At 68.2% G+C, this 17941-nt stretch carries 15 protein-coding genes; 4 read left to right on the plus strand and 11 right to left on the minus strand.

What is annotated here, in order from left to right:
• Positions 1–73 precede the first annotated feature (73 nt).
• The 6 genes from CFB82_RS03705 to CFB82_RS03735 all read right to left on the minus strand — a co-directional run bounded on the left by CFB82_RS03705 (position 74) and on the right by CFB82_RS03735 (position 7760).
• On the minus strand, positions 74–1375 hold the full coding sequence (locus tag CFB82_RS03705) for a THUMP domain-containing class I SAM-dependent RNA methyltransferase (RefSeq protein ID WP_089444955.1): 1302 nt from the start codon (positions 1373–1375) through the stop codon (positions 74–76).
• Between the two features lie 164 nt (positions 1376–1539).
• The gene (locus tag CFB82_RS03710; protein ID WP_089483450.1) at positions 1540–3663 is read right to left on the minus strand and encodes a site-specific recombinase; all 2124 of its coding nucleotides are present in this window, start codon (positions 3661–3663) and stop codon (positions 1540–1542) included.
• Positions 3664–4134: 471 nt separating this feature from the next.
• Positions 4135–4860, minus strand: a complete 726-nt coding sequence (locus CFB82_RS03720) for a PqiC family protein (protein ID WP_089483452.1) — start codon at positions 4858–4860, stop codon at positions 4135–4137.
• The gene (locus CFB82_RS03725) at positions 4857–6476 is read right to left on the minus strand and encodes a PqiB family protein (protein ID WP_069247165.1); all 1620 of its coding nucleotides are present in this window, start codon (positions 6474–6476) and stop codon (positions 4857–4859) included. Before CFB82_RS03725 ends, CFB82_RS03720 begins: the two co-directional genes overlap by 4 nt.
• Positions 6469–7098, minus strand: coding sequence for a paraquat-inducible protein A (locus CFB82_RS03730; RefSeq protein ID WP_089483453.1), 630 nt, complete (start codon positions 7096–7098; stop codon positions 6469–6471). The genes CFB82_RS03725 and CFB82_RS03730 overlap by 8 nt, the downstream gene beginning before the upstream one ends.
• Complete coding sequence (locus tag CFB82_RS03735) at positions 7095–7760, minus strand: paraquat-inducible protein A (protein WP_069247167.1); 666 nt, start codon at positions 7758–7760, stop codon at positions 7095–7097. The genes CFB82_RS03730 and CFB82_RS03735 overlap by 4 nt, the downstream gene beginning before the upstream one ends.
• A gap of 258 nt (positions 7761–8018) precedes the next feature.
• On the opposite strand from CFB82_RS03735, the gene CFB82_RS03740 reads away from it, so the two are divergent.
• The 4 genes from CFB82_RS03740 (at position 8019) to CFB82_RS03755 (ending at position 11284) form a co-directional block, all read left to right on the plus strand.
• On the plus strand, positions 8019–8579 hold the full coding sequence (locus CFB82_RS03740; protein WP_089483454.1) for a cytochrome b: 561 nt from the start codon (positions 8019–8021) through the stop codon (positions 8577–8579).
• Between the two features lie 8 nt (positions 8580–8587).
• Positions 8588–9148 carry a YceI family protein gene (locus tag CFB82_RS03745; protein ID WP_011350991.1) on the plus strand — a complete coding sequence of 187 codons (561 nt, stop codon included), beginning with the start codon at positions 8588–8590 and terminating at the stop codon, positions 9146–9148.
• Positions 9149–9213: 65 nt separating this feature from the next.
• The gene (locus CFB82_RS03750; RefSeq protein ID WP_089483455.1) at positions 9214–9795 is read left to right on the plus strand and encodes a YceI family protein; all 582 of its coding nucleotides are present in this window, start codon (positions 9214–9216) and stop codon (positions 9793–9795) included.
• 211 nt (positions 9796–10006) lie between these two features.
• Positions 10007–11284 carry an MFS transporter gene (locus tag CFB82_RS03755; protein WP_089483456.1) on the plus strand — a complete coding sequence of 426 codons (1278 nt, stop codon included), beginning with the start codon at positions 10007–10009 and terminating at the stop codon, positions 11282–11284.
• An 18-nt stretch (positions 11285–11302) separates the two neighbouring features.
• On the opposite strand, the gene CFB82_RS03760 is transcribed toward CFB82_RS03755, so the two are convergent.
• From CFB82_RS03760 to tgt, 5 genes are all read right to left on the minus strand, one after another.
• A complete protein-coding gene (locus CFB82_RS03760; RefSeq protein WP_373558729.1) occupies positions 11303–12865 on the minus strand; it encodes a S41 family peptidase in 1563 nt (520 codons plus the stop codon).
• A 208-nt stretch (positions 12866–13073) separates the two neighbouring features.
• Entirely contained in the window at positions 13074–14024 is a 951-nt protein-coding gene (gene secF, locus CFB82_RS03765) for a protein translocase subunit SecF (protein ID WP_089483457.1), read from the minus strand.
• A 16-nt stretch (positions 14025–14040) separates the two neighbouring features.
• Positions 14041–16062 carry a protein translocase subunit SecD gene (gene secD, locus CFB82_RS03770; RefSeq protein ID WP_069247172.1) on the minus strand — a complete coding sequence of 674 codons (2022 nt, stop codon included), beginning with the start codon at positions 16060–16062 and terminating at the stop codon, positions 14041–14043.
• A gap of 106 nt (positions 16063–16168) precedes the next feature.
• On the minus strand, positions 16169–16492 hold the full coding sequence (gene yajC / locus CFB82_RS03775; protein ID WP_006476868.1) for a preprotein translocase subunit YajC: 324 nt from the start codon (positions 16490–16492) through the stop codon (positions 16169–16171).
• Positions 16493–16737: 245 nt separating this feature from the next.
• On the minus strand, positions 16738–17937 hold the full coding sequence (gene tgt, locus CFB82_RS03780) for a tRNA guanosine(34) transglycosylase Tgt (RefSeq protein WP_089424534.1): 1200 nt from the start codon (positions 17935–17937) through the stop codon (positions 16738–16740).
• Between the last annotated feature and the right edge of the window lie 4 nt (positions 17938–17941).

A 17941-nucleotide genomic window follows, 5' to 3' on the forward strand; every position in this document is an offset into this window, starting at 1 on the left:
GGTGCGGTAACGACGGCGTTCCGGGTGCCGCAGCGGGGCCGCACCGGCGGCCCCGTGGCGATCATGATGCAGGTTACGCGTCGCCTTCCGGCGTGGCCGGGCGCGCCTTCACGCTGCCGGCGATCAGGTCGAAGCGGAACAGCCGGCATTCGAGCGCGCCGTTGAACAGCGGCGTCTTCGCCGATTCGCGTAGCCGCAGCTGGCCCGGCAGCGAACGGTCGGACGTCAGCAGGAACGCCTGCCAGCCGGTGAAGCGCTGCTTCAGCGCATCGCCGAGCGCGTTGAAGAACTCGCTGTCCGGTGCGTCGGTGTGGGTGCGGCGGAAGGCGTCGTCGTTGCCGCGGTTGCGGCCCGTCTCGCGCACCTCGCCGCGCGCGCTGCGGCCGCGCACTTCGATCCGCTCGCCGTACGGCGGGTTCGCGAGGATGATGCCCGGACCGTCGCACGGCGGCGTCATCCCGCGCGCGTCGACCTGCTTGAGCCATACAGACGGCACGCCTGCACGCTCGAGGTTCGCGCGCGCCTTCTCGAGCATGTCGCCGGAGATGTCGCTGCCGTACACGCCGAGCGCTTCGCCGCGTTTGCCGCGCGCCGCGCGCTTCGCGTCCAGCGCCGGGACCTTCAGCCCCTGCCATGCGGTGATGTCGTACTGCTTGAGTTTCTCGAAGCCGAACCGGCGCTCGACGCCCGGCGCCACGCCGAGCGCGATCTGTGCGGCTTCCGCGAGGAACGTGCCGCTGCCGCACATCGGGTCGTACAGCGCCGTGCCGGGCGTCCAGCCCGTCAGGCGCAGGATGCCGGCCGCGAGGTTTTCGCGCAGCGGCGCCGCGCCCTTGTCGAGACGCCAGCCGCGCTTGAACAGCGGCTCGCCCGACGTGTCGAGGTACAGCGTGCACTCGTTGACGGTCAGGAACGCGAATACGCGCACGTCCGGCGCACCGGTGTCGATGCTCGGGCGCGAGCCGGTTTTCTCGCGCATCCGGTCGCAGATCGCATCCTTCACGCGCAGCGTCGTGAATTCGAGGCTTTTCAGCGGCGACTTGATCGCGGTGATGTCGATGCGCAGTGTTTGCGTCGACGCGAACCAGCGTTCCCACGGCTGCTCGAGCGCGAGCGCGTAGACGTCCTGTTCGTTGCGGTACGGGCCGTGCGCGATCTTCAGCAGGATCCGGCTCGCGATCCGCGAATGGAGGTTCGCGGCCATGCCGGCGGCCCAGCCGCCGCTGAAATGGACGCCGCCCGGCACCTGCGCGCCCGCGGTGAACGGCGCGCCGTTCAGGTGGCGGCCGGCGATTTCGGCCAGCTCGGCGGCAAGCGCCGCTTCGAGGCCGCGCGGGCAGGGGGCGAAGAATTCGTACAGGGTGGGCGAGGACATAAGGCGGTGAGGACGTGCAAAAGTCCACTATTGTACGCGGCGCGGGCGGCCGGGGCCGGCGTTGCGTCGCCTTTCGGTGCCGCGGCGCGGGCCGGGGCGCCGCGCAGGCGTGCCGGCAGGCCGCGCGGCGGCGCCCGGACGGGCACCGCCATGCCGCCGCAGGCTCAGTGCGAGCCCGGCTGGCCGGCGCGCGCCGCGTGGCCGCTGCCCGGCCAGAACAGCGCGAGCGGGTTCGACAGCACCGTGCGGACGATCGCGGCGACGAGCGCGCGCACCTTGGTCCGGCGCAGGCTGCGCGAGCGCACGGCCATCGTGAACGCGAGCGCGAAGCTCACGAGCACGTTGAGGATCGCCATGCTGAGCACGCCGGCGCCGGCCCACCACAGCTCGGGCGTGCCGAGCGCATCCTTGCCCAGCACGCCGAGCGCGACGCCGATCGAGCCGGCCGACAGCGTCACGTGCCGCACCTCGAACGGGAACATGAACACGGTGACGATCGCCGGAACGAGGCCGAGCATCAGGCCGAGCCCGACGTTCGCGACCGCGCCGGCCACGTTCGACCGGCAGAAGTGCGCGAGCTTCGCGGCACCGGCCGTACCGAGCGTGAGGCGCAGCCGGCGGTTGTACGTGAGCGCGTCACCGACCCGGTGCAGCACGAACCAGTTGTCGGCCCAGCCCGCGAGCAGGCTCGACGCCCACAGCAGCACGCCGGTCAGCGCCGCATAGAGCGGCGTCGGGCCGAGCAGCGAGAACGAGTGCAGGGTCGCGTGCGCCTTCTCCGGCGAGATCAGGTTCGCGTGCATCACGTTGCCCGCGAACAGCTGCACCAGCAGGCACACGGGCAGCACGACGAGCACGTTGCCGGAAATCGCGGCGGCCTGCGTGCGGATCAGCGCGATCACCGACGCGACGAACGCCTTCACGCCTTCCTCGTGGCCGGTGTCGTCGAGCTCGCGCGCGAGGGTCGGCGCGGTCATCGCGGGCTGCTTGGTCGCGAGCGTGAAGTGCAGGAAGTGCATCAGCATGAAGCTGGCCGCGTAGTTGACGCCCGCGAGCAGCCCTTCGAGCATCGACTGCAGGTGCGCGCCCGTGATCGCGAACTTCACGCACACGGTCACGACCGTGACGAGGCCGCCGCCCGCGGCCATCCGCAGCATCTTCAGGTACTCGGCGCGGCCGCGCGAGATGTAGTGCTCGCCGGTGTCCGCGTTGGTCTCGACGAGCTTGCGCGCGAACAGCGAGAAGTTGCTGCGCACGAGGTGCGACACGCTCTGGCTGTTGTGGTTCGCGTCGACGAGCTCGGCCGTCAGGTGCGCCATCCCGTGCAGGTCGTCGCGCGCCATCCACGCGTTCAGCAGCATCTCGGCGCGCACGATGCGCATGCGCATCCGTTCGACCTGGAACACGATGTCGACCGATACGCCGTTGCGGTACAGATGCGAGAACACCTCGTCGACGGCGATCCGGCATTCGTCGAGCAGCACGCGCAGGTAGTTCACCTCGTGCAGCAATTTGCTCGGGTCGCCGCCGTCCTCGACGGCCGCGTGCGCGGTCTCGACCGCGAGCATCGCGCGCGTGAGGCGGTAGAACGGCTGCGTTTCGAGCGGCTTGCGTGCATCGTCGTCGGAGAGCCGGCTGCGCACCGTCTGCGACAGGCCGGTCGAGCTGATCTGGCAGGTCAGGTTGTGCAGCGCGGCCAGCAGGTCGCGCGAGAACGAGCCCGGCTCGTGGCGCTCTTCATCGGTGACGTCGAACGAGATCAGCTCGGCGAGGCGTGTGAGGAGATCGTCGGGCAGCGCGTCGATCCATTGCGCGTCTTCCGGCGTCGGGAACATCAGCGTGAACAGCGCGGACAGCTCGCGGCGGTTCGGCGCGGGCGGGATCAGCGACGAGTCGATCCGCTCGAACAGCGCGCCGAAAAAGCCCGAGTGCACGGGCATGCCGGCGTCGCACAGGAGCGAGATGCCGTCGCACTCGCGCAGGATGCCGCGCAGGATGCGCGCGGCGTGGGTTTTCCACGCGGGATTGCGATCGAGCACGTGGAACAGGTAGCGCAGCCGCGCATGGGCCGGATACGCACGCGCATCGGCGTCGCGATCGGCCGGTGCGTCCTGCGCGGCCTGCATCGTGCCGGTGCGGCGCAGCCAGTGCGCGAGCTCGATCAGCCATTCGCTGCGCTCGGCGTACGACGCATCGGCGTCGGCGTGCGCGAGCAGCGCATCGAGCTGGTGACCGGCATTGCGCGACGCGCGCCACTTCTTGATCAGGGTCGTCAGGGAACGAAACATAAACGGAATAACGAAAGCCCTCGGCGGGCGGGTTCGGGATGCCGGCCGGGGAAACGGCGCGGCGCCGGAGAGAACGGGTGAGACGGGGCCGGTTGCCGGACGATGCGCGGCGACCCGCGATGCGGCTGCCCCGCTGCGGTGCACGCCGATCGCGTGCGGGCGCCGGGAGGCACGGCGGTCGGGCCGAACGCGGCCCGGCACCGCTGGCTGGCGCGCACGACGAACGGCGCGAGCCGGAAAGTGCGTAGGATCGTCAATCGAGCCGGAAAACGCAAGCCGACCATATGGCATGGCGCCGGTTCCGGCCGACTTTGACAAACAATGCAAATTGGCCGTTTGGCCGATGAGCGTAATGGGAGGCGGGCGGCGCCGCAACGCCGGCGCGGCCAGCGCCGCGTCGACGATCCCGATCCCGCCGCCCGAAACCGCGCGGGCGAGACGCCATCGAGCGCTCGCCTGCGCGCCGCCCGCTTACGCGCCGGACTTGCCCGTCGCGCCGGCGTCGCCGCCGGAGGTCGGGTTGGCCGGGCACGACACGACCGGCGCGGCGGCCGTCTTGCTGCCGGCCGCGGGCGCCGCGGCAGCCGTAGTGCCGCGGCGCGCGGCCATCGCGCGCACGCCGGCCGCGGCTTGCGTGGCAATCACGTCGAGCGCGCGCCGGTGGCCGGCGACGAGCGCGTCGTAGCCGTCGGCGACCGGTTCCGCGACGCTCGTGCGGCAGGTCATCACGGCCTGCGTGGCGAGCGAGCGCACGCTCCACACGGCGTCGATCGCCGCGCGCTTGGCCGGCCACGATTCAAAGCGCTGCACGTTCACGCTGATGCGATACACGGGCACGCCGGGCGGGTACGCGGAATTCGCGACGTCGATCGTGCCGAGCTGCGCGGCGAGATCGTCCGACAGCGCGCGGCGGATCTCGTCGGCGGGCGGCGACGCCCAGCGTTCCTGCTCGAGCACGTCGACCTGCGCGGCGTTCTTCTGCACGACCAGCTGGTTCTTCGCGACCTGCTCGGGCACGCCGACGGACGGCACCTCGATCAGGAACGCCGGGTTGGCCGGCGCGGTGCGCAGCGGCGCCGCGGCATCGGCCGGGCTGAGCGTGTAGAACCGCGCGGGCGGCGAGCTGCACGCGGCGAGCGCGAGGGCGGCGACAGCCGCCGCCGCGCCGCTCGCGAAACCGTTCACGCGTGTCGTCATGGTTGATCTCCTGGCTTGCCCTTGAGCAGCGATTCGGGGTGACGCTCGAGATAGTCGGCGAGCGCGTTCAGCGACTGCAGCGTGCGTGTGAGCTCCTTCAACGCGCCGCGCACGTCGGACTGCAGCGGCGAATCCTGCTGCAGCGTCGCTTCGGCGGTCGAGAAGGTCTGCTTCGCGGCCGACAGCGTGTCGCGCGCTTCCGGCGCGACCTGCGTGTCGAGCTGCTTGAACAGCTTGTCGGCGTTCGCGAGCGCGCTGTTCAGGTTCGCGCCGATCTGGTCGAACGGCACCTTGTCGAGCTTCTTCGCGATGTCGGCGACCTGCAGCTGCAGCTCGTCGAGCGTGTTCGGCACGGTCGGCAGCTCGAGCGGCTGGCGCGCCGTGTCGATCTTCACGGCCGGCGCCTTCGGGAAGAAGTCGAGCGCGACGTACAGCTGGCTCGTCAGCAGGTTGCCGGTGCGCAGCTGGCCGCGCAGCCCGTGCTGGACGAGCCGCTCGACGATCTCGCGGCGGGCCGGTTCGCCCTTGCTCTCGATCGTTTCGCGGAAGCGGCGGCCGAGGCGTTCCGGATACACGTTCATCGTCACCGGCATCAGGAAGTTCTTCGTCTTCGGATCGAAGTCGATGCCGATGTTCGTCACTTCGCCGAGCACGATGCCGCGGAAGTCGACCGTCGCGCCGACCGCGAGCCCGCGCAGCGACTGGTTGAAGTTCATCACGACCTGCAGCGGCTGGCCGTCCGGGTCGCGCATCGCGTCGCCCTCGTCGGCTGCGAGGCGGAACGTCGTGTTGTTCGGCGCCGTCGCGCCGGAGCCCTGGTTCGGCGGCGTCTGGAACGCGATGCCGCCGAGGATCACCGTCGCGAGCGACTGCGTGTTCAGCTTCAGGCCGCTCGAGTCGAGCCGCAGGTCCACGCCGCTCGCCTGCCACCAGCGCGAATTCACGCCGACGTACTGGTTGTACGGCGCATTGACGAACACGTTGAACGTGACGCCCGTGCCGTCCTTGTCGAGCGAGAAGCCGACCACCTGGCCGACCTGCACGCGGCGGTAGTAGACCGGCGAGCCGATGTCGACCGAGCCGAGCGAATCGCCGCGCAGCACGTACTGCGTGCCTTTCTGGTCGCCCGTGACGGCGGGCGGTGACTCGAGGCCCGTGAAGTCGGTCAGCGTATCCTCCGAGCGCCCGGCGTCGACGCCGATGTACGCGCCCGACAGCAGCGTGCCGAGCCCCGACACGCCGGTCGCGCCGACCCGCGGCCGCACGATCCAGAAGCGCGAGCCCTTGACCGCGAAGTCCTCCGCTTCCTTCTTGAGCTGCACGTGGACGAGCACGCGCGACAGGTCCTTCGACAGCTTGATCGTCTTGACCATGCCGATCTCGACGTCCTTGTACTTGACCTGGGTCTTGCCGGGCTCGAGCCCTTCGGCGCTGTGGAAGCTGATCGTGATTTCCGGGCCGCGTTCGCGCACGGACTTGATCACGAGGCCGATGCCGATCAGCGCGGCGATCAGCGGCACGAGCCAGACGAGCGACGGCAGCCAGCCGCTTTTCGTCGAGATCGTCGGATCGGGCGGCCGGGGCGCGTCGTGCTGCGGGCCTTGTGGACTATTCATGGTGATTCCCTGAGGTTTCGACTGGATCCCAGATCAGGCGGGGATCGAACTGCATCGATGCGAGCATCGTCAGGATCACGACGGAACCGAACGCGAGCGCGCCGGGGCCGGCCGTGATGGTGGCGAGCGAACGAAAATGGACGAGCGCGACGGTGAGCGTCACGACGAAGATGTCGAGCATCGACCAGCGGCCGATGCGCTCGACGATCCGGAACAGGCGCGTGCGCTGCAGCGGCCGCCAGGCGGTGCGGCGCTGCGCGCTGATCACGAGGATCAGCAGCACGCAGAGCTTGAGCATCGGCACGAGGATGCTCGCGACGAACACGACGACCGCGAGCGGCCAGTCGCCGGACGTCCAGAAATAGATGACGCCGCTCATGATCGTGTCTTCCTGCGAGCCGACGATCGACGACGTGCGCATGATCGGCAGCAGGTTCGCCGGGATATACAGGATCGCGGCCGCGAGCAGCAGCGCCCACGTGCGCATGATGCTGTTCGGCGTGCGCACGTGCAGCGCGCTGCCGCAGCGCGCGCAATGCGCGTGCGGTTGGTCGATCGTCTGCACGAGCCCGCACGCGTGGCAGCTGACGTAGCCCTCGCGGGCGGCGGTCGGCGTCGTCATCGGCGGGGCGCGTCCGGCAGCGGCGCCGCGGTGTCGGGCCCCGCGGGCGAGCGGCCGGCGCGCAGGTCGTCGGCGATGTCCCACACCGTGCGCGGATCGAACATCAGCACGACGGCGATCATCAGCGTGAGCGCGCCGAACGCGAACAGCGCCGCGTCGGGCACGACGCGCGCGAGGCTCACCATCTTCACGATCGTGACCACGATGCCGAGCATGAACACCTCGATCATCCCCCACGGCCGCACGAGCTGGATGGTGCGCAGCACGAGGTTCAGGCCCGGCGGCACGACGCCGCGGCGGATCGGCAGCAGCACGTAGAGCAGCGCGGCCATCTCGACGAGCGGGAACAGCACGGTCGAGCAGAACACCATCACGCCGACGACCGCCATGTCCTGATGCCATAGCGTGTCGATCGCGCCGATCAGCGTCGTCTGCACGCGCGTGCCGTTCAGGTCCATTTCGAGGATCGGGAACGTCTGCGCGATGATGAACGTGACGAGCGCCGCGACCGCGAGCGCGGTGATGCGCTCGATCTGCGTGGTGCTGTTGCGATAGAGCAGCGCGTCGCAGCGCGGACAGCGCGCGATCTCGCGGCGCCTCAGGCGCGGTTTATGCAACAGTGCGTCGCATTCGTGGCAGGCAATCAGGTCGTATCGTTGCATGGAAAAGGCGGTGTTGCGACGGCTCGGGGAACGCGTCGACGGGGCCGGAACCCGCGCCAATCTTACCAAAAGGCCTTTTTCGGTGTGTCAACGATCGCCAGTTCGGTGACCGATCGGTAACATGACAGGAAGCTGTCAGCCGGCTGGCGGGCCTGTCTTCAGAGTCCGCGCGCGTCAAAAGGTTGCGGTAGCATGGCGCCCTTGACAAGCGTCGGACGCATGGCCGGCGCGGCCGTTCGCTGAACTGAGGAATCCAAGATGGCATCGAAATCGCTGCCGGCCAGGCCGGTACGCTATACGCAGACGGCGATCGCGCTGCACTGGCTGATCGCGCTGCTGATCGTCTGCGCGTTCGCGCTGGGCTGGGTGATGACCGACATCCCGGGCTTCACGCCGACCAAGCTGAAGTACTTCTCGTGGCACAAGTGGATCGGCGTGACGGTCTTCGCGCTGGCCGTCGCGCGCGTGCTGTGGCGTGCGACCCACGTGCCGCCGGCGCTGCCGGGCGGTACGCCCGCGTGGCAGCGTGCGGCGTCGCACGGCGTGCACATCCTGCTGTACGTGCTGATGATCGTGATTCCGGTGACGGGCTACCTGTACAGCTCGGCGTCGAACATCCCGGTCGTCTACCTCGGCATCGTGCCGCTGCCGCGGCTGATCGACCCCGATCCGGCGCTGAAGGAAACCTTCAAGACGCTTCACGTGTCATTGAATTACATTCTGCTTGCGCTCGTTTCGCTGCACGTGGTCGCGGCGCTCAAGCACCAGTTGTTGGACCGCGACGGCCTGCTGTCGCGGATGCTTCCCTTTGCCAAATGAAGGATCCCATGAAAGTGTCTTTCTCCCGCTCCATGCTGACCGCGTTCGCCGCGGTGTCACTTGTCGCGTCGGGCGCGGCGCTCGCCGATGTCGATCTCGCGAAGAGCAAGGTGTCCGCCGTGTCGAAGCAGATGAACGTGCCGACCGAAGGCGCGTTCAAGAAGTTTTCCGCGCAGGTGAAGTTCGACCCGGCGAAAGCCGCGCAGGGCAGCGCCCAGATGACGATCGACGTCGCGAGCTATGACCTCGGCGACAAGATGTACAACGACCAGGTCGCCGGCAAGGACTGGTTCGACGCGAAGGCGTATCCGCAGGCCACGTTCGTGTCGTCGGCGATCGCGCCGGCGGGCGGCAACAAGTACAACGTGACCGGCAAGCTGACGATCAAGGGCAAGTCCGAGAACGTCACGGTGCCCGTCACGGTCACGCAGAGCGGCGCGACGCAGACCTTCGACGGCGTACTGCCGATCAAGCGCTCGGCGTTCAACGTCGGCACCGGCGAGTGGAAGGACACGTCGGTCGTCGCGGACGAAGTGCAGATCAAGTTCCATCTCGTCGCCACCAAGTAAGCGGCGGGCTGTTGCCTCACCCGAATGCCGCGCGAGGGCGCGGCGCCGTTCCAAGGAGAAAAAGTTTGAAAAAGCAACTGATCATCGCCGCAGGCGCGCTGGCAGCATCGCTGTCGTTCTCGGCGTTTGCCGATAGCGCAACGTACCAGTTCGATCCGAGCCACACGTACCCGAGCTTCGAGGCCGACCACTTCGGCGGCTTGTCGGTCTGGCGCGGCAAGTTCGACAAGTCGAGCGGCTCCGTGACGCTCGACCGCGCGGCGAAGACGGGTACGGTCGACGTGACGACCGACATCGCGTCGATCCACACCGGCAGCGCGAAGCTCGACGAGCATCTGCAGACGGGCGAGTTCTTCGACGTGTCCAAGTTCCCGCAGGCGAACTACAAGGGCACGATCAAGTTCGACGGCGACAAGCCGGTGTCGGTGGTCGGCAACCTGACGCTGCATGGCGTCACGAAGCCGGTCACGCTGAAGATCGATTCGTTCAAGTGCATGCCGCACCCGATGCTCAAGCGTGAAGTGTGCGGTGTCGACGCCGTCGGCGAATTCAGCCGCGACGATTTCGGCCTCGACTACGGCAAGCAGTACGGCTTCAAGATGAAGACGAAGCTGCTGATCACGGCCGAAGCCGTCAAGCAGCAGTAAGCCCGCCAGCCGGGCCGGCGTTCGCGCCGGCCCGCCGCGAGCCGACCGCCGCGTTCCCGTCAGGGGGCGCGGCGGTATTTTTTTGCGCGCCTATAATCGCCCGAGCGCCGAGCGCCGAGCGCCGAGCGCCGAGCGCCGTGCGCGGTGCCGGGCAGGCCGACGGCGCGCGCGGCCGCTTCGCACAGAACGTACAACGACAAGGAGATCGCCGATGCATGCCGTCACGCAGTCCCGTTCCATTGCTTCGTCGCCGCGCGTGTGGCGCGCGGTGGTCGCCGCGTCGATCGGCAACGCGCTCGAGTGGTTCGATCTCGTCGTCTACGGCTTCTTCGCGGTGACGATCTCGAAGCTGTTCTTCCCGTCCGGCAACGACACCGTGTCGCTGCTGCTCACGCTCGGCACGTTCGGCGTGTCGTTCTTCATGCGCCCGCTCGGCGCGATCGTGCTCGGCGCGTACGCCGACCGCGCGGGCCGCAAGGCCGCGCTCACGCTGTCGATCCTGCTGATGATGGGCGGCACGCTGATCATCGCGGTGCTGCCGACCTACTCGACGATCGGCGTCGCGGCGCCGGTGATCCTCGTCGCCGCGCGACTGATGCAGGGCTTCTCGGCCGGCGGCGAGTTCGGCAGCGCGACCGCGTTCCTCGCCGAGCACGTGCCGGGCCGGCGCGGCTTCTTCGCGAGCTGGCAGGTCGCGAGCCAGGGGCTCACGACGCTGCTCGCCGCCGGCTTCGGCACCGTGTTGAACGCGCAGCTCACGGCCGCGCAGATGGCGTCGTGGGGCTGGCGCGTGCCGTTCTTCTTCGGCCTGCTGCTCGGGCCGGTCGCGTACTACATCCGCACGAAGGTCGACGAGACCCCCGAATTCCTCGCGGCGGAAGGCACCGCGAACCCGCTGCGCGACACGTTCGCGTCGCACAAGGCGCGCCTCGTCGCCGCGATGGGCGTGGTCGTGCTCGGCACCGTCGCGACCTATCTCGTGCTGTTCATGCCGACCTACGGCGTGAAGCAGCTCGGCCTCGCGCCGTCGGCTGCGTTCGCGGCGATCCTCGTGGTCGGCGTGATCCAGATGGCGTTCGCGCCGCTCGTCGGCCACTGGTCGGACACCTACGGCCGCGTACGTGTGATGGTCGCGCCGGCCGTCGGCATCCTCGTGCTGATCTACCCGGCATTCGCGTACCTGGTCGCCCACCCCGGCTTCGGCACGCTGATCGCGCTGCAGGTGCTGCTCGCGTTCCTGATGACGGGCTACTTCGCGGCGCTGCCGGGTTTGCTGTCCGAAGTGTTTCCGGTGCAGACGCGCACGACGGGGATGTCGCTTGCGTATAACGTCGCGGTGACGATCTTCGGCGGCTTCGGGCCGTTCATCATCGCGTGGCTGATCAAGGCGACCGGGATGAAGACCGCGCCGAGCTTCTACCTGATGTTCGCGGCCGTGCTGAGCCTCGTGGCGCTGGTCGTGCTGCGCAAGCGGTTCGGCTTCCGGTAACCGGACGGGCGGCGTGCGTCAGTTGCCGGCGTGCTCGCACACGGGTTGGGCGGGCATCAGCTGCGGCCTGGCTTCGACGGTCCGCACCGGATGCCCGGCGAGCGCCGCAAGCGCCTGACCGAGCTGCCAGTCGGTTGTCGTGCCGAACTCGCGCTGCGGCAGCGCCGCGCTCTTCGCGGTATCGATCTTCGCGAGCATGCGCTGCTCGCGCAGCTTCTGCCGTTCCTTGCGCACCTTCGCGAACGGATCGGGCGCCAGCCGGTCCGCGTATGGCGCGCGGGCGAGGTCGGCTTCCCGGTACCACAGCAGCACGCCGTCGACGTCCGAGTCGCGGCGCGGCGGCACGAGCCAGTCCGGCATGACGCCGTAGCCGTCCATCGGGCAGCCGTTCGGCCGCAGGTTGCGCGCGAACGTGAAATTCAGGCGCGTGCCGTCGATCAGGTCGACGCCCGTCTGCGCAAGCCCCTTCCCGTAGGTCGGCATGCCGAGCAGCTTCGCGCGGCCGAGATCCTTCAGTGCCGCCGCGGTCGCTTCGGCGGCCGACGCGCTTTGTCCGTCGACCAGCACGACGAGCGGCACGGTGCGCCACCAGTCGTCGGCCTGCAGCGGCGCGAGCGGATCCTGGCCGTGCATGACCGGTAATTCGTAATCGGGCCAGTTGGTCGTGTAGCGGCGGCGGTTGGCGTCGCCGCGCTCGACCGTCACCATCGCGGTGCGGTCGCGGCCCGCGAACAGCGCGGTGATGCCGATCGCTGCATTGAGCGCGCCGCCGCCGTTGATGCGCAGGTCGAGGATCACGCCTTTCACCGGCGGGCCCGTGCGGCGCGCGGCCTGCACCGCGTCGATGTAGTCGCCGACGGCCGGCTCGGGGAAGCTCGACAGCCGCGTGTACAGGATGTCGCCGTCGAGCCGTTTCGCGGTCGCCGGATGGGGCTTGAGGATCGTCCGCACGGGCGCGAAGCTCAGCACCGCATGCGACGGGCCACGCTGGACCGTGAGCTTCAGCGGCACGCCCGCATCGCCCTTGGCGAGTTTGATCAGGTCGGCGGGGTCGATGCCGACCACACTCGCATCGTTCATCGCGACGACGAGATCGTCGGCGCGCACACCGGCCTTTTCCGCGGGCGCGTCGGGCATCACGTCGACGATGTGCAGCCCGTCGGGCCGCGTCTCGAACACGATGCCGATGCCGGGCGTGCCGTCACGCGTGCGCCGTTCGTCGTCGCGCCGCTCCTGCTCCTCCTTCGCGTCGAAGAAACGTGCGTACGGCAGCGTCTTGATTCCCGCGTGGGTCGTTGCGTCGAGCAGCGCGCCGATGTCGACGTCGGTCAGGTGCTGCTTCTTGAGCACGTCGACGGCCGCCTTGAGCTCGCAGATCTGCGGCTCCCAGTCGGGCGGGCAGGGCGAAGGCGGATGGGTGGGGGCGGGCGAAGCGGCGGCGGGCGCCGAAGCGGCGGATACGGATACGGGCGGGGCGGACGCCGGTTGCTGCGCACCGACGGATGACGCACACGGCAGGAGCGCGGCCGTGACGGCGGCGCAAACGGCAAGGCGAAGAGCGACACGCGTGGGAGGCATCATCGGGACCGCACGTTTGAACGGAGGGCGAAGGTGCTGTCCCGCTGACGCACGGCCGGCCGGAAAGTGGCGCGGCGGGACGGTCACGATTGTAGCCGACGCGCGTGACGGGGCAGGGCGAGCGGGCGGCGCGATGCGCGACGGTGGCGCGGGCATGAAAAAGCCGGCCCAACCGGGCCGGCTTTTCGTCTGTGCCGAAACAGCGTGGCGCTTAGACCTGCGCGCCTGCGTTCGGATCGTCCGGATCGTGCGCGGACTTCTTTTCCTTGATCAGGTCTTCGCGCTTGATGCCGAGCCACATCGCGAGCGAGCCCGCGACGAACACCGACGAGTAGATGCCGAACATGATGCCGACCGTCAGCGCGAGTGCGAAGTAGTGCAGCGTCGGGCCGCCGAAGAAGAACATCGACAGCACCATCATTTCGGTCGACGTGTGCGTGATGATCGTACGCGACATCGTGGTCGTGATCGCGTGGTTGATCACTTCCTGCACGCTCATCCTGCGTTCGCGGCGGAACGTTTCGCGGATCCGGTCGAAGATGACGACCGACTCGTTGACCGAGTAGCCGAGCACCGCGAGGATCGCCGCGAGCACCGCCAGCGAGAACTCCCACTGGAAGAACGCGAAGAAGCCGAGAATGATCACGACGTCGTGCAGGTTGGCGATGATGCCGGCCACCGCGTACTTCCACTCGAAGCGGAACGACAGGTAGATCACGATGCTGATCACGACGCACGCGAGCGCGAGCAGGCCGTCGGTCGCGAGCTCCCGGCCGACCTGCGGGCCGACGAACTCGACGCGCTGCAGCGTGACGTCCGGGCTCTGCGCCTTCAGCGCGCCCATCACCTGGTCGCTCTGCTGCGCGGACGTGAGGCCTTCCTTCAGCTGCAGGCGGATCAGCACGTTGCGCGACGTGCCGAAGTTCTGCACCTGCGCGTCGGCATAGCCGAGCTTGCCGAGCGTCGCGCGCACGGGCTCGAGTTCAGCGGCCTGCTGGTACTGCACCTCGATCACCGTCCCGCCGGTGAATTCGACGGACAGGTGCAGCCCGCGGTGGAACAGGAAGAACACGGCGGCGAGGAACGTGACCAGCGAGATCACGTTGAACACCAGCGCGTGCCGCATGAACGGAATGTCTTTACGGATGCGGAAAAATTCCATGGTCTTCTCCGGGGCCTTATTGGGTCGAGCCCGGTTTCTTCGGCGACACGCCTTGCTGCGCGCGGTTGCGCAGCTGCGGCTTGCCGGCGCGCGGCGCGTTGCCCTTCGCGGGGGCGGCGAGCTTCGCGGCGCGTGCGGTGTCGGTCGATTCGTCGGCGTCGGTGAACGACGCGGCGGCAGCGGCGCCTTCCGGCTTCCACACCTGGCCGATCGCGAGCGACTTCAGCTTCTTGCGGCCGCCGTACCAGAGGTTGACGATCCCGCGCGAGAAGAACACCGCGGAGAACATCGACGTCAGGATACCGAGGCAGTGCACGATCGCGAACGCGCGAACCGGGCCCGAGCCGAACGCGAGCAGCGCGAGGCCGGCGATCAGCGTCGTGACGTTCGAGTCGAGAATCGTCGCCCACGCATGCGCGTAGCCGGCCTGGATCGCGGTCTGCGGCGGCTGGCCGGCGCGCAGTTCTTCACGCACGCGTTCGTTGATCAGCACGTTCGAGTCGATCGCCATACCGAGCGCGAGCGCGATTGCGGCGATACCGGGCAGCGTCAGCGTCGCCTGCATCAGCGACAGCACGGCGACGAGCAGCAGCAGGTTCACCGACAGGCCGATCACCGAGATCACGCCGAACAGCATGTAGTACGCGATCATGAACACGGCGATCGCGCAGAAGCCCCAGATCACCGAGTGGACGCCCATCTTGATGTTGTCGGCGCCGAGGCTCGGGCCGATCGTGCGTTCCTCGATGATGTCCATCGGCGCCGCGAGCGAACCGGCGCGCAGCAGCAGCGCGAGGTCGGCCGCGGCCTGCGGCGTCGGCTGGCCCGTGATCTGGAAGCGGTCGCCGAGTTCCGACTGGATCGTCGCGACCGTCAGCACTTCGCCCTTGCCCTTCTCGAACAGCACCATCGCCATCGGCTTGCCGATGTTCTCGCGCGACACCGCGCGCACCGAGCGGCCACCCGCCGAATCGAGGCGGATGTTGACCGACGGACGCTGGTGCTCGTCGAAGCCGGCCGATGCATCGATGATGCGGTCGCCCGTGAAGATCACTTCCTTCTTCAGCAGCACCGGCGCCTGGTTGCCCTGCGTGAACAGCTCTTCACCCGGCGGCACCGGGTCGTTCGGGTTCGGGTGCGTGTTGATCGGATCGGCGAGGCGCGCCTCGAGCGTCGCGGTGCGGCCGATGATGTCCTTCGCCTTCGCGGTGTCCTGCACGCCCGGCAGCTCGACGACGATACGGTCGCTACCTTGCTGCTGCAGGATCGGCTCGGACACGCCGAGTTCGTTCACGCGGTTGTGGAGCGTCGTCAGGTTCTGCTTGAGCGCGGCGTCCTCGACGGACTTCTGCACGGCCGGCGTGAACGTGCCGACGACCTGCGTGCCGCCACCGCCGGGCTGGGTCGCCCATTGCAGTTCGGTGATCGACAGTGCGAGCAGCTTGCGGGCGTCTTCCGCCGTCTGCGCATCGCTGAAGTTGACGACCACGGACTGGTCGACGCGGCTCACGCCGCCGTCGCGGATGTTCTTGTCGCGCAGCAGCGTGCGCGCGTCGGACGCGTCGGAATCGAGCTTCTTCGTCAGCGCGCCCGTCATGTCGACCTGGAGCAGGAAGTGGACGCCGCCACGCAGGTCGAGGCCGAGATACATCGGCAGCGCGTGCAGGGAGGTCAGCCAGCGCGGCGACGCGCTCTGCAGGTTCAGGGCGACGACGTACTGCGGATCGTTCGGGTCGGCGTTCAGCGACTTCTGCAGCAGGTCCTTGACGCGCAGCTGCGTATCGGTGTCCTTCAGGCGCACGCGGATGTTCGCGTTGGTCGCCGTGTTCTCGAAGGTGACGTCGTCCGGCGTGATCTGCGCGGACGCGAGCGCCGATTCGACCTGGGTCAGCGTGGTCGAGTCGAGCTTGACCGTGGCCTTGCCGCTCGACACCTGCACCGCCGGCGCTTCGCCGAAGAAGTTGGGCAATGTGTACAGAAGGCCGATGGCGAGCGCCACGACCATCACGACATATTTCCAGAGTGGGTAACGATTCATGAGGGAGCCGAACGGGTGGTTGGCGTGAAAGCGTCGCGTCCGGCGCCGCGGCGGCCCGCTCTCTCAGGCGGGCACGGCGCGGGGAGCCGGACGCTCGGTGAAGGGCTTACAGCGACTTGATCGTGCCCTTCGGCAGAATGGTCGTGACCGCGGCCTTCTGCACGGTGATTTCGGTGCCTTCGGCGATTTCGACGCCGATGTAGCCTTCGGTGACCTTCGTCACCTTGCCCACGAGGCCGCCGCTCGTGACGACTTCGTCGCCCTTGGCCATGGCCGCGAGCATGTTGCGGTGCTCCTTCTGACGCTTCATCTGCGGACGGATCATGATGAAGTAGAGCACGGCAAACATCAGGATGAGCGGCAGGAAGCTCATCAGGCTCGATTCGGCGCCACCGGCACCTTGGGCGAACGCGTTGGAAATGAACGGCACGTTGGTCTCTCCGTAGGGGAAGATCGAAAAATAAGCCGGTTATTCTACCACCGGCCCCATGCGCAAACGGATCGGCAAATGCGCTTTCGGATCAAGCTGTTAAAGCGCGAACCGGGTCCGTTGCGACTTGTTTGGAAAGGTAATTGTAATATTTGACGGTCGGGTTCGACAGTTGGGGCGCGTTATTTAGTACACGTCCCATGTGACGGGCCGCCCATCGGGCCGCCCGCACGTCTGCCGGCCCGTCAGTCGACGCCTCTCGCACGGTCCTCCGCGAAGCGCTGGCGGAACGCGTCGAACGTGTGGGTCTCGATCGCTTCGCGGATCTCGCTCATCAGCTGCAGGTAGTAGTGCAGGTTGTGGATCGTGTTGAGCTGTGCGCCGAGGATCTCGCCGACGCGGTGCAGGTGATGCAGGTAGCCGCGCGAGAAGTTCTGGCACGTGTAGCACGTGCAGCTCGCATCGAGCGGCTTCAGCGAGTTCTTGTGCGTCGCGTTGCGGATCTTCACGTCGCCGAAGCGGGTGAACAGCCAGCCGTTGCGCGCGTTGCGGGTCGGCATCACGCAGTCGAACATGTCGACGCCGTTGGCGACGCCCTCGACCAGGTCCTCCGGCGTGCCGACGCCCATCAGGTAGTGCGGCTTGTTGGCCGGCAGTTTCGGGCCGACGTGGCGCAGCACGCGCATCATGTCTTCCTTCGGCTCGCCGACCGACAGCCCGCCGATCGCGAGGCCGTGGAAGCCGAGTTCCGCGAGGCCCGCGAGCGATTCGTCGCGCAGGTCCTCGAACATCCCGCCCTGGACGATCCCGAACAGCGCGTTCGGGTTGCCGAGCCGGTTGAACTCGTCGAGCGAGCGCTTCGCCCAGCGCAGCGACATGCGCATCGAGTCGGCCGCTTCCTTGTGCGTGGTCGGCACGCCGTTGGTCGCATACGGCGTGCACTCGTCGAACTGCATCACGACGTCGGAGTTCAGCACCTTCTGGATCTGCATCGACACTTCCGGCGACAGGAACAGCTTGTCGCCGTTGATCGGCGACGCGAACGTCACGCCGTCCTCGGTGATCTTGCGCAGGTCGCCGAGCGAGAACACCTGGAAGCCGCCCGAGTCGGTCAGGATCGGCTTGTTCCAGCCCATGAAGGCGTGCAGGCCGCCGTGCGCGTCGATCGTGTCGAGGCCCGGGCGCAGCCACAGGTGGAACGTGTTGCCGAGGATGATCTGGGCCTTGATCTCGTGCAGCTCGCGCGGCTGGATCGCCTTCACGGTGCCGTACGTGCCGACCGGCATGAAGATCGGCGTTTCGACCACGCCGTGGTTGAGCTTCACGCGGCCGCGGCGCGCATGGCCGTCGGTCGTCAGCAGTTCGAATTCGAGCCCGTTCGCCGGGCGGTCCTGCACGGGGGCGTGCGTATCAGCGTGCGTATCGTGGGATGAACCTTCGGTCATCGCG

The organism is Burkholderia sp. HI2714 (assembly GCF_002223085.1).
Lineage (GTDB): Bacteria > Pseudomonadota > Gammaproteobacteria > Burkholderiales > Burkholderiaceae > Burkholderia > Burkholderia lata_D.